Here is a 12,116-nt window from a genome sequence, read left to right as displayed (position 1 = left end):
GGGTGGTGTCGGCCGTAGGGCTTCGGTGGTGCGGTGTGCCGGCCGCGGGGCCTCGTCAGGGCGGTGTGCCGGCCGACGCGTTACACAGACTCGTTCACGTCGTGATGTCCCGGCGCCGCAGTGCCGTCAGACCGGCGGCCGTGAGCAGCGCGGCGAGCGCGGTCAGGGCCAGCACCGGCGCCCACTCCATCTCCCCGCCCGGAAGTTTCGGCAGATGCGCGAACGGCGACACGTCCAGCACCGCCTGCGGAACATCCAGCGCGGGCCCGATCCAGCCGATGAGCAGCACCGCCCCGGCAACACCCCAGGCGGTCGCCGCGAACCGGGGCGACAGTCCATGGAGCAGTACGGCGAGCCCGCCGATCAGCCAGATCGCGGGCAGTTGCACCAGGGCGGCGCCGAGCACCGGCCCGGTGTGCCTGCCGTAGCCGGCGGCGAGGCCGAGCCCGGCGAGCAGCATGATCAGCGCGCTGCCGCCGAAGGCGACGGCCAGATGCCCGCCGGCCCAGCGCAGTCGCCCGACCGCGCCCGCCAGCACCGGTTCGGCCCGCCCGGAGGTCTCCTCGCCGTGCAGCCGCAGTACGGACCCGACGACGTACAGGGCGGCGACCAGTCCGAGGATGCCGACCATCGACGCGAGGAAGGAGTCCGTGAGGGCGGACTCGCCGCCCATGCGCTGGAAGATCTCGCGGGCCCGTTCGTTGTCGGCGACCACATCGGCCGCGCCCTCGGTCATGCCGCCGAAGACGACCCCGGCGAGCAGGAAGCCGGTGCTCCAGCCGAGGACGTTGCCCCGTTGCAGCCGCCAGGCCAGCGCGGCGGCGGTGCCCAGCCTGCCGTGCGCGGGTCCGGGGCGGCTCGGCAGGAAGCTCATCCCGACGTCACGGCGCCCGGCGAGCTCGTATGCGACGGCTCCCTGGACGACGGCGGCGGCCGCGAACAGCAGCAGCACCCACCAGCGTTCGCCCGCGAAGGGCCGCAGGTTCTCCAGCCAGCCGATCGGCGACACCCAGGTCAGGACCGAGGAGCCGTCGCTGGTCCCGGAGTCGCCCGCCGCGCGCAGCACGAACGCGGCGCCGAGCAGCGCGGCCGTCAGTCCGCGGGCCAGCCGCGCGCTCTCCGTGAACTGGGCGACGATCGCCGCCATCGTCGCGAACACCATGCCGAGGCCCGCCAGACCGAGCCCGAGAGCGAGGGCCCCGGACACGCCCTGACCGGCGAGACCCCCCGCGACCAGCAACGCGAGCAGCGCGTTGGCCACCGCCGCGGCGAGCAGCGCGGAGGTCAGCGGGGCGCGGCGGCCCACCATGGCGGACGAGATCATCTCCTGCCGGCCGCTCTCCTCCTCGTCGCGGGTGTGGCGGACGATGACGAGCAGGCTCATCACGGCGGCGAGCACACTGGCGTACACACCGATGCGCCAGGCCGTCAGCGCGCCGAGCGAGTCGTCGAAGACCGGGCCGATGAGGGCGCGCAGGGAGGAGTTGGTCTCCATCTGCCGGATCAGGTCGGCGCGGGCCTCGGCGGTGCCGTACAGGCTGGTGAGGGTGTTCGGCATGGACAGCACCATCAGCGCGTTCACGCCGACCCAGATCGGGATCAGGGTTCGGTCGCGGCGCAACGCGAAGCGCAGCAGGGTGCCGGTGCCGGCGAGCGGGCGGGAGCCGCCGGACCGTGCGGCGAAGGTCGCGGTGGTCATCGTGCGGCCACCTCGCCGGTCTCGTCCTGGTAGTGACGCAGGAACAGTTCCTCCAGGGTGGGCGGCGTCGACGTCAGGGACCGGACACCGGACTCGCTGAGCGATCTCAGGACGGCGTCCAGCTTGTCCGTGTCCACCTGGAGGCGTACGTGCCGGCCCTGGACGTCGAGGCCGTGCACACCGGGCAGGCGGGACAGCCCGTTGGGCGGTCCGACGAGTTCGGCGGTGACGCTGGTGCGGGTCAGATGGCGCAGTTCGGCGAGTGAACCGGTCTCGACGGTGACGCCCTTGCGGATGATGCTGACGCGGTCGCAGAGTTCCTCGACCTCGCTGAGGATGTGCGAGGACAGCAGGACCGTCCGGCCGCGGTCGCGTTCCTCGGCCACACAGCGCTGGAAGACCTCCTCCATCAGCGGGTCGAGTCCCGAGGTCGGCTCGTCCAGGATGAGCAGATCGACGTCAGCGGCGAAGGCGGCGACGAGGGCGACCTTCTGCCGGTTGCCCTTGGAGTAGGTCCGGCCCTTCTTCGTCGGGTCGAGTTCGAACCGCTCGATCAGGTCCGCCCGCCGCCGCTGGTCGAGTCCGCCGCGCAGCCGTCCGTAGAGGTCGATGACCTCGCCGCCGGAGAGGTTGCGCCACAGGGTCACGTCACCGGGGACGTAGGCGACCCGGCGGTGCAGTTCGACCGCGTCCGCCCAGGGGTCGCGGCCGAGCACCTGCGCGGCGCCGGAGTCGGCGCGCAGCAGGCCGAGGAGGACCCGGATGGTGGTGGACTTGCCGGCGCCGTTCGGGCCGAGGAATCCGTGGACCTCACCGGCTTCGACGTCCAGGTCGAGGCCGTCGAGCGCATGGGTCCGGCCGAACGACTTGTGCAGTCCGGAGACGGTGATTGCCTGAGTCATGGTTTCAGAACGTACGCTTACTTCAGAAATTTGTGAAGTTAAGGAAGTGTATAAACCGCGAGTACACTTCGGAACGGTGTCCGACCAGGGGAGATGATCCAGGGATGACGGAACGGTCGGCGGAGGAGCGGGATCCGGAGACGGTCTCCCGGTTCGTGGAGCACTTCGCGGCGCAGCTGGTGGAGGCGGGCGTGCCCCGCATGCCGGCCCGGGTCTTCGCCGCGCTCCTCGCCTCCGACACGGGCATGCTGACCTCGGCGGAGCTGGGCGACCAGCTGAGGATCAGCCCCGCCGCCGTCTCCGGTGCCGTGCGCTATCTGGCGCAGGTCCACCTGGTCTCACGCGAACGGGAGCCCGGCTCGCGCCGCGAGCGTTACCGGGTGCACAGCGACCAGTGGTACGAGGCCCTCACGAACCGCGAGACGATCATCAAGCGCTGGGAGGACGCCCTGCGCGAGGGCGTCACCACGCTCGGTCCCGACACCCCCGCGGGCCGGCGCCTCGCCGAGACCCTCGCCTTCTTCGAGTTCATCGAGGGCGAGCTGGAGACGATGATGGAACGCTGGCGCGCGCACCGGGCCAGGATGTTCGGCGACGGCGCGTAGGCGATCGATCCGTACGCGGGCTCTCCCGGCAGTCGTGCCCCGGTGGTCCGTACGGCCTGACCTCGCTGGTCGTGGTCGTGGCCCAGCGGGGCCGTGCGATTCCCGACCCCGGCGGTCCGTACGGGGCTCAGCCCGGGAGTGTCAGACCCAGTGCCGCTTCCCACACCGTCCACGTCCGGCGGCGCACCGGACCGGAGACCACCGCGTCCGCCCGGTAGCGGAAGTCCGCGCCGGACACCGTCACGCTCCGCCCCGCCACCCACAGCGGGGCCGCCTCGGCGCCCACCGACACCGGCCGCACCTCCACGTCCGCCGCGCCCGAGCCGTTCGGTGTCACGGACACCGCCTCCAGCGGCTGGCCGACGTCCACCAGCGTCACGCCGTCGACCTCGACCCGCAGCCGGGAGGGCCTGGCGACGTCGCCCGGCTCCGGCACCGCCGGCCGGGAGGACCGGGCCGGCACCAGCGTCCGGACCAGCGACTGGCACGTCCGCAGCCAGGGCCGGGCACCCGCCCCCGTCTCCGCGTCGGCCTCCCGCGCGGAGACCGGGGGAATCCGCAGCGTGCCCAGCACCACCCCGTCGCTGTCGTCGACGAGCAGATCCCGCCGCCGCTCGACACCCTCCAGCACGGCCCGCGCCGCCGCCACCGCCCCGGTCGGCACGCCGAGCGCGGCGGCGAGCCCGACGGCGGGCCCCACCGGGACGACCGACAGCACACATCCGGCCAGCTCCCGCTGCCGGTGCAGCAGGGACACGGCCCGCACCAGGGCACGGTCGTCGCCGACCAGGACGGGCCGCCGCGAGCCCCTGCGCCGCAGCGCCCGGGCGAATTCCTCCGGCCCGTCCGGCAGGCACACCTTCGTCGACGCACCCGCGCTGAGCACGTCTTTCGCGATCCGTGCGGACTCCCCGTCCGTCCGCCGGGCGACCGGATCGATGATCACCAGCAGGTGATCGGACGTCGGAGAAGTCGCCACCTCGGTCATGCCTCGCTTCCTCGGGTAGCATCTTTGTGCAAGAGCCCCTTGCGCTATTGCGCCAGGGGCTTCGTCTATTCCGGGGCATCCGGTCCTACGAGTCGCGGCCGACGCAGTCCGCCGGTGTACGAGGCACAGCCGTGTCGCGTGCGCCCCTGACCTTGGACATGCCCCGCCCGGAAGGGGTGTACGCGCGTGCCCGCACTTGTGCTGCTCGGTGCTCAGTGGGGTGACGAAGGCAAGGGAAAGGCGACTGACCTGCTTGGCGGATCCGTCGACTATGTGGTGCGTTACCAGGGCGGCAACAACGCCGGTCACACGGTCATCGTGGGTGACCAGAAGTATGCACTGCACCTGCTCCCTTCCGGAATCCTTTCTCCCGGTTGCACGCCGGTCATCGGCAACGGCGTGGTCATCGACCCCTCGGTCCTGCTCTCCGAGCTGAGCGGGCTCAACGAGCGCGGCGTCGACACGTCGAAGCTCCTGATCAGCGGCAACGCGCACATCATCACGCCGTACAACGTCACCGTCGACAAGGTGACGGAACGCTTCCTCGGCAAGCGCAAGATCGGGACGACCGGCCGCGGCATCGGCCCGACCTACGCCGACAAGATCAACCGCGTCGGCATCCGGGTCCAGGACCTGTACGACGAGTCGATCCTGACCCAGAAGGTCGAGGCGGCCCTCGACGTCAAGAACCAGATCCTCACCAAGCTCTACAACCGCCGCGCCATCACGGCGGAGCAGGTGGTCGAGGAACTGGTGGGCTACGCGGAGAAGCTCGAGCCGTTCGTCACCGACACGGTCCTGGTCCTCAACCAGGCGCTCGAGGACGACAAGGTGGTCCTCTTCGAGGGCGGCCAGGGCACGCTGCTGGACATCGACCACGGCACGTACCCCTTCGTCACGTCCTCCAACCCGACCGCGGGCGGCGCGTGCACCGGCTCCGGCGTGGGCCCGACGAAGATCAGCCGGGTCATCGGCATCCTCAAGGCCTACACGACCCGGGTCGGTGCCGGACCGTTCCCGACGGAGCTGTTCGACGAGGACGGCGCGGCGCTGCGCCGCATCGGCGGCGAGCGGGGCGTCACCACCGGCCGTGACCGGCGCTGCGGCTGGTTCGACGCGGTGATCGCGCGGTACGCCACCCGCGTGAACGGCCTGACCGACTTCTTCCTCACCAAGCTGGACGTGCTGACCGGCTGGGAGCAGATCCCGGTCTGCGTCGCCTACGAGATCGACGGCAAGCGGGTCGAGGAGCTTCCGTACTCCCAGTCGGACTTCCACCACGCGAAGCCGGTGTACGAGATGCTGCCCGGCTGGAGCGAGGACATCAGCAGGGCGAAGTCCTTCTCCGAGCTGCCCAAGAACGCGCAGGCGTACGTCAAGGCGCTGGAGGAGATGTCCGGCGCCCCGATCTCCGCGATCGGCGTGGGACCGGGCCGGGACGAGACGATCGAGATCAACTCGTTCCTCTGATCCCCTGATCCCCGGGTTCGCGCACCTTCGCCGGCGCCCCGGTCCGCCTTCGCGGGCCGGGGCGCCGCCGTGTGCGGTGAGGGGCGGCGGGGGAGCCGGGTGGGCCGGACGGCCCGCTCAGCTGAAGACGATCATGGAGCCCTGGGCGAGGCTCCGGGTGGCCGCCGCGTGCAGGCCGAGCCAGACGTGCCGCTCCCGGGCGAACGGGCTGGGGTCGTACGGCGCGGGCACGGCCGGCTCCTCCAACTCCGTGGGGGCGAGCGGCGGTCGGGGCGTCGCCGGGGGGTTGGCCGGGTCGATGCCGATCGCCGGGGCGACGGACTCCAGCTCCCGCAGGAGTGCCTGGGAGGATCCCAACGGGCCGCCGCCGGCGAGGAGTTCGTCGTCGGAGAGGGGGTGCGGGAAGTCGACGGGGACGTACGCCCCGGCGTGGTCGTAGTGCCATACGAGGTGCGACTGGCGGGCCGTCGTGTCGAACATCTCCAGGAGCTGTTCGTAGTCGCCGCCGAGCTCGTCGACCGGTGTCACCGGCAGCCCGCACGTCTGGAGCAGATGGGCGCGGCGCAGGAAGTGCAGCGCGTCGTAGTCGAAGCCGGCCACCGGGGCGACCTCGCCGGAGAGTCCCGGCATGTACTGGTACACCGGCACCGGTGGCAGGCCGGCCTCGGCGAGCACCTTGTTGTATTGCGCGAGTTCCTCGGCGAAGGGGTTGTCGGGGGTGTGGCACAACACGTCGACGAGCGGTACCAGCCACAGGTCACAGGCCAAAAGAGGGCTCCTCGCAAAGCGCGTAGCACGACGTTGCACGGTGTCAGGGAAGCGTAATGCGTGGGGGCCGCACGGGTCCCCTCCCGTGCGAGTCCCATACCCGGGCCGGGCACCCGCCCACCGTGGCTTTCGCTCAGCGCGGCATCAGTCCACCGAGCCATCAGTCCACCGAGGCGGCCGTGCACCGCGGTACCCGTCCGCGGCGGAGGCCGGTCAACCGGTGGTGAGGTTCTCGATCAGCGAGAGGGAGTGCGCGTGGTGGGCGGCGACGATCGAACGGGCCTCGACGGTGTCGCGGCGCACCAGGGCGTCGATGAGTTCGGTGTGGTCGGCCCAGAGGTGGCCGCGCAGATCGGTCACCCGGCGCAGATGCTGCACGGTGCACACCCAGGTCTGCACCCGCAGCCGGTGCAGGAAGTCCACGAGGTAGGGGTTGCCGAACAGGCTGCTGAGCTCGCGCCAGAAGCGCAGGTCGTAGCCGATCAGGACGGTGAGGTCGCCGGCGTTGGCGGCCCGCCGGGCCTCCTCGCCGCGTCGGCGTACGCCCGCGAGCGCGGCGGCGGTGCGCGGCTCCGTGGGGTCGCGGAAGGCCGGGCGGCCGTGGTCGAGAGCGTGGAACATCCCGTCGATGACCAGGCTGCGGGCCTCGACGAGGCCGCGGAAGTCGGCGACGGAGTACTCGCGGACGTGGAAGCCGCGGTGCTGGTCGGCCTCCAGCAGGCCCTGCGCGGACAGATCGACCAGAGCCTCGCGCACCGGTGTCGCCGAGACGCCGTACTGGTCGGCGATCTCCTTCACCGTGAAGGCCTGTCCCGGTTGCAGCCGCCCGGACAGCACCTCGTCGCGCAGCGCGTCCGCGATCTGCTGCCGCAGGGTGCTACGGGTCACGGCGCCGTTGCCGCTGGTGCCGGGCATGGGCGGGGGGCTTCCTCTCGGTACGGAAGTGGCGTGCTCGTACAGTTCTACGAGCACGCCACCTTACGCGTTCGGAAGCCGGGCCGTTTTTACGCCGTGTACTCGTCGGCCACGGACAGGGCGGCGTCCAGGGCCGCCAGTCCTTCCTTCAGTTCCGCCTCGGTCACGTTGCACGGCGGCACGACATGGGTGCGGTTCATGTTGATGAAGGGCCAGACGCCGTGCGCCTTGGCGGCGGCGCCGAACGCGGCCATCGGGGCGTTCGCCTCCCCGGCCGCGTTGTAGGGCACGAGGGGCTCGCGGGTCTCCCTGTCCCGCACCAGTTCCAGCGCCCAGAACATGCCGACGCCGCGTACGTCGCCGACGCTGGGGTGCCGGTCGGCCAGCTCGCGCAGGCCGGGCTCCAGCACGGAGGCGCCGAGCCGGGCGGCGTTGTCGACGATGCCCTCCTCGGCCATCACGCCGATCGTCGCGACGGTGGCGGCGCAGGCCAGCGGGTGTCCGGAGTAGGTGAGCCCGCCGGGGTAGGGCCGCTTGCCGAAGGTCTCCGCGATGCGCCCGGAGATGGCGACCCCGCCCAGCGGCACATACCCGGAGTTCACGCCCTTGGCGAAGGTCATCAGGTCCGGTACGACGCCGGACAGGTCCGCCGCGAACCACTCGCCGGTCCGCCCGAAGCCGGCCATGACCTCGTCCAGCACGAAGACGATGCCGTACTGGTCGCACAGCTCACGGACCCCGGCCAGATAGCCCGGCGGCGGCACCATGATTCCCGCGGTGCCCGGGACGGTCTCCAGGACGATCGCGGCGATCGTCGCCGGCCCCTCGAAGACGATCGTCGTCTCCAGGTGCTCCAGCGCCCGCGCGCACTCCTGCTCCTCGGTCTCCGCGTAGAAGCGGGAGCGGTACAGGAAGGGGGCCCAGAAGTGCACGACACCGGCCGAGGCGTGGTCGGAGGCCCAGCGGCGCGGGTCGCCGGTGAGGTTCACGGCCTGCTGGGTGCCGCCGTGGTAGGAGCGGTAGGCGGAGAGCACCTTGGGGCGGCCGGTGTGCAGCCGCGCCATGCGCACCGCGTGCTCCACGGCGTCGGCGCCGCCGTTGGTGAAGAAGATCTTGTCCAGGTCGCCGGGCGTGCGCTCGGCTATCAGCCGGGCGGCTTCGGAGCGGGCCTCGACGGCGAAGGCCGGTGCGAACGTGGTCAGGGTCGCGGCCTGCTCCTGGATCGCGGCGACGACCTTCGGGTGCTGGTAGCCGATGTTGGTGTAGACGAGCCCGCTCGTGAGGTCGAGGTAGCGCTTGCCGTCGTAGTCCCAGAAGTACGACCCCTCGGCGCCGGCGACGGCGAGCGGGTCGATGAGCTCCTGCGCGGACCACGAGTGGAAGACGTGCGCACGGTCCGCGGCCTTCACGGCGGCGCCGGCCTGGGGGTTGGGCTGAGGGGTCATGCGGCCGAGGGTAGGTGTCCGGGACACGGGCGCGACATCGGCGTCCTGTCTGCGGTCCGGCGCATTCCACGACAGGTTGTCGACGCGGGGGAAGAGACCGCCCGATTGTTGACAGCATGCTGTCGTGATGACAGGATTCTGTCATAGGGAGCCCGCCCGACCCGTGGAGGAGCCATGAACGCCGGCCGCAAGCCCGTCCACCTCGCCGTCTACGACACCTTCGCCGACTGGGAGACCGGCCACGCCACGGCGCACCTCGCCCGCGCCGGGTACCCGATCCGCACGGTCGGCCCCACCACCGACCCGGTCACCAGCATCGGCGGACTGCGCGTCCAGCCCGACCTCGCGCTGGCGGACCTGCGCCCCGAGGACAGCTCCCTGCTGATCCTGCCGGGCGCCGACCTGTGGGACGCGGGCGAGGACCTCGCGCCGTTCGCCCGCACGGCGCGCGCGTTCCTGGCCGCCGGGATCCCCGTCGCCGCGATCTGCGGGGCCACCGCCGGACTCGCCCGCGAGGGGCTGCTCGACGACCGCGGGCACACCAGCGCGGTCTGCTTCTATCTGGCGGTCACCGGCTACCAGGGCGGCGACCGCTACGTCGAGGCCGACGCGATCACCGACCGCGGTCTGATCACGGCCGGACCCACCGAACCGGTCGCCTTTGCCCGGGAGATCCTGCGGCTGCTCGGGGTGTACGAGGGCGAGGTGCTCGACGCCTGGTACCGGCTGTTCCACGACTCCGACGCCGAGGCGTTCGCCGTCCTGGAAGCGGCGGGAGCGCAGTGAGCCGGGAACGCCAGGACCTGTTCAGCCGTACCGCGCTCGGCGTGTTCCGGCTGAACGGCCAACTCCTTGCGGTGGCCGACGAACTGGCCCGGCCCGCGGGTCTGACGGCGGCCTGGTGGCAGGTCCTCGGCGCGGTGCTGCGCGAGCCGCTGCCCGTCTCCGCCGTCGCCCGCGCCATGGGCATCACCCGGCAGAGCGTGCAGCGCATCGCCGATCTGCTGGTCGCGCGCGGCCTCGCCGAGTACCGGACCAACCCTGCCCACCGGCGGGCCAAGCTGCTCGCGCCCACGGCCGACGGACTGGCCGCCGTCTCCCGGATCGACCCCGGCCACGCCGCCCGTGCCGACCGGCTCGCCGAGGCCCTCGGGGACGACGGTCTCGCGGAGGTCGTACGGGTGCTGGAGCGACTGTCCGTGGCCCTGGAACAGGTGGGACCGCCCGTTACGGAACCGTAGAGGAACCGTGTGGGCCGTGCCGCCCGCGGTGGCCGGCCCCGCACTATTCTCGGTCCGTCGCACTGGCGTGTACTTGCGTACCTGGGGGAGGGGCGGGCGCGGCCATGCAGAAACTGGGGCCCGGGGACCCACCCCGGATCGGCGCGTACCGGCTGGTCGCGCGGCTCGGCGCCGGCGGTATGGGGCAGGTGTACCTCGCCCGGTCGGACCGGGGCCGGACCGTCGCCGTGAAACTGGTCCGCGCGGAACTGGCCGCGCAGGAGGAGTTCCGCGCCCGGTTCCGGCAGGAGGTGCAGGCCGCCCGGCGGGTCGGCGGGCACTGGACGGCGCCCGTGCTCGACGCCGACACGGAGGCGGCGGTGCCGTGGGTGGCCACCGGTTACGTCGCCGGGCCCAGCCTCCAGCAGGTCGTCGGACACGACCACGGGGCGCTGCCCGAGCGTTCGGTGCGGATCCTCGGCGCCGGGCTCGCGCACGCGCTCCGGGAGATCCACGCCGCCGGTATCGTCCACCGGGACCTGAAGCCGTCCAACGTGCTCGTGACGATCGACGGACCCAAGGTCATCGACTTCGGGATCGCCCGGGCGCTGGAGACCGTCACCGACGGCGGGCTGACCCGGACCGGCGCCCTCGTCGGCTCGCCCGGGTTCATGGCACCCGAGCAGGTGCGCGGCGACCGCATCACCCCCGCCTGCGACGTGTTCTGCCTCGGCTCGGTGCTCGCCTACGCCGCCACCGGCCGGCTGCCCTTCGGCGGCGCCGACAGCGGCGTGCACGCCCTGATGTTCCGCATCGCGCAGGAGGAGCCCGACCTGGAGGGCGTGCCCGAGGGCCTCGCCGACCTCGTGCGCGACTGCCTGAGGAAGGACCCCGGCGCCCGGCCGTCGCTGGACGGCGTCCTGGAGCGGACCGGGGCGGAGGACACCGTCACCGGCGGGCGGTCCCGGGATCCGTGGCTGCCCGGCGCGCTGGTGGCCCAACTCGGGCGGCACGCGGTGCGGTTGCTGGACACGGAGGACCCCGAGGGGCCGGCCGCCGAGGGCGACGGGCGCGCCGACGGCTCACCCGAGCACGCGCCGGCCGCCGACGAGACGGCCCCGGCGAACGACCCGGCCCCCACCCCGCCGGACCGCCTCCCCACGGTGGCCGCCGGTCCGCCGCCCGCCCCGGCACATCCGGCGTACGGCTACCCGCAGCAGGGACACGGGCATCCCCAGCCGCCACCCGGGGCGCACCCCGGCACCCCGGCCGCCGCCAACCCGTACGCCACCCCGGCGGGCCCCCACCCGTACGGCGTCCCCGCCGGACCCGCTGCGTACGGCGCCCCGGCGCACGGCGGCGCCCACCCCGGGCTCGGCGCCACCCCGCCCTACGGCCCGTACCCGCCGGGTTCCACCGCGACCCCGCCCTACGGCCCGCCCGGACCGCCTGCGCGGCGCAGCGGGCGCACCACCGCGGCGCTCGTCGCGGTGGCGGTGGTCGTGGCGCTCGCCGCCGGAGGGTCGGTGTACGCGCTCCTGGACGGCGGCGGCAGCAGCCCCGACCCCGACCCGACGATCGCCGGCACCGCCGCCGGTCCCACGGCCTCCGCCCCGTCGCAGCCGACCACCTCCGACCCCCCGTCCCCGACACCGTCGGACACGGCCGCGTCCACGCCCGCCGACGGGGCGGTCCCGGCCGCGTACCTGGGCACTTGGGCGACCACGATCGACAACACGGCGGGACGGCACACCCGGCAGCTCACCCTCCGGCAGGGCGAGGTCGGCGACACCGTCCTGTCCCTGACCGCGGACGGCCCCGTCGCGGGCGGCAGCGACTACCACTGCGTCTTCGCCGCCGAACTCACCGGGCGGCCCGGCGACGAAGGCCCGATGCGGATCGGCCCGTCCACGGTCACCGTCGGCGAACCGGCGACCGCCTGCACACCCGGCGCGGCGACCGAGATCACCCTGCTGCCGGACGGCACGCTGCAACGCGTGAACACGAGCACCGGGGAGAAACTGACCTACCGCAAGCAGTGAGGTGGCGTACCCGCGTGTGAGGGTGAGAAGGCCGCAGCCGTGCGGCGGTTGAACGGTCGGCG

11 protein-coding genes are annotated in these 12,116 nt (G+C 72.8%); 5 read left to right on the top strand and 6 right to left on the bottom strand.

All coding sequences use genetic code 11. The annotated features are described in order from the left end of the window. Positions 1–94: 94 nt before the first annotated feature. Both DN051_RS18865 and DN051_RS18860 read right to left on the bottom strand, forming a co-directional pair. On the bottom strand, positions 95–1,699 hold the full coding sequence (locus DN051_RS18865) for an ABC transporter permease (RefSeq protein WP_112439127.1): 1,605 nt from the start codon (positions 1,697–1,699) through the stop codon (positions 95–97). Continuing rightward, the gene (locus DN051_RS18860; RefSeq protein WP_053756576.1) at positions 1,696–2,601 is read right to left on the bottom strand and encodes an ABC transporter ATP-binding protein; all 906 of its coding nucleotides are present in this window, start codon (positions 2,599–2,601) and stop codon (positions 1,696–1,698) included. Before DN051_RS18860 ends, DN051_RS18865 begins: the two co-directional genes overlap by 4 nt. Before the next feature lie 104 nt (positions 2,602–2,705). On the opposite strand from DN051_RS18860, the gene DN051_RS18855 reads away from it, so the two are divergent. Continuing rightward, positions 2,706–3,206 carry a GbsR/MarR family transcriptional regulator gene (locus tag DN051_RS18855; RefSeq protein ID WP_053756575.1) on the top strand — a complete coding sequence of 167 codons (501 nt, stop codon included), beginning with the start codon at positions 2,706–2,708 and terminating at the stop codon, positions 3,204–3,206. A gap of 127 nt (positions 3,207–3,333) precedes the next feature. Here DN051_RS18855 and DN051_RS18850 read toward each other — a convergent pair whose 3' ends face one another. Further along, on the bottom strand, positions 3,334–4,194 hold the full coding sequence (locus tag DN051_RS18850; protein WP_053756574.1) for a hypothetical protein: 861 nt from the start codon (positions 4,192–4,194) through the stop codon (positions 3,334–3,336). A 186-nt stretch (positions 4,195–4,380) separates the two neighbouring features. Here DN051_RS18850 and DN051_RS18845 point away from each other — a divergent pair, with 186 nt between their 5' ends. Beyond that, positions 4,381–5,664 carry an adenylosuccinate synthase gene (locus tag DN051_RS18845; protein WP_053756573.1) on the top strand — a complete coding sequence of 428 codons (1,284 nt, stop codon included), beginning with the start codon at positions 4,381–4,383 and terminating at the stop codon, positions 5,662–5,664. A gap of 117 nt (positions 5,665–5,781) precedes the next feature. On the opposite strand, the gene DN051_RS18840 is transcribed toward DN051_RS18845, so the two are convergent. From DN051_RS18840 to DN051_RS18830, 3 genes are all read right to left on the bottom strand, one after another. Continuing rightward, positions 5,782–6,432, bottom strand: coding sequence for a hypothetical protein (locus DN051_RS18840; protein ID WP_053756572.1), 651 nt, complete (start codon positions 6,430–6,432; stop codon positions 5,782–5,784). A 213-nt stretch (positions 6,433–6,645) separates the two neighbouring features. Beyond that, positions 6,646–7,347 (bottom strand): GntR family transcriptional regulator, encoded by a 702-nt coding sequence (locus DN051_RS18835; RefSeq protein ID WP_053756571.1) that lies wholly within the window; start codon positions 7,345–7,347, stop codon positions 6,646–6,648. Between the two features lie 89 nt (positions 7,348–7,436). Next, positions 7,437–8,792 (bottom strand): aspartate aminotransferase family protein, encoded by a 1,356-nt coding sequence (locus DN051_RS18830; RefSeq protein WP_112439126.1) that lies wholly within the window; start codon positions 8,790–8,792, stop codon positions 7,437–7,439. Between the two features lie 174 nt (positions 8,793–8,966). Between DN051_RS18830 and DN051_RS18825 the strand changes: the two genes are divergently transcribed. The 3 genes from DN051_RS18825 to DN051_RS18815 all read left to right on the top strand — a co-directional run bounded on the left by DN051_RS18825 (position 8,967) and on the right by DN051_RS18815 (position 12,054). Continuing rightward, positions 8,967–9,578, top strand: coding sequence for a type 1 glutamine amidotransferase family protein (locus tag DN051_RS18825; protein ID WP_112439125.1), 612 nt, complete (start codon positions 8,967–8,969; stop codon positions 9,576–9,578). Continuing rightward, entirely contained in the window at positions 9,575–10,033 is a 459-nt protein-coding gene (locus DN051_RS18820) for a MarR family winged helix-turn-helix transcriptional regulator (RefSeq protein WP_053756568.1), read from the top strand. The genes DN051_RS18825 and DN051_RS18820 overlap by 4 nt, the downstream gene beginning before the upstream one ends. A gap of 104 nt (positions 10,034–10,137) precedes the next feature. After that, positions 10,138–12,054, top strand: coding sequence for a serine/threonine-protein kinase (locus DN051_RS18815; RefSeq protein WP_112439124.1), 1,917 nt, complete (start codon positions 10,138–10,140; stop codon positions 12,052–12,054). The last annotated feature ends 62 nt before the right edge of the window (positions 12,055–12,116 follow it).

It is taken from the genome of Streptomyces cadmiisoli (assembly GCF_003261055.1).
Lineage (GTDB): Bacteria > Actinomycetota > Actinomycetes > Streptomycetales > Streptomycetaceae > Streptomyces > Streptomyces cadmiisoli.
This window is presented reverse-complemented; position numbering and strand designations above follow the sequence as displayed.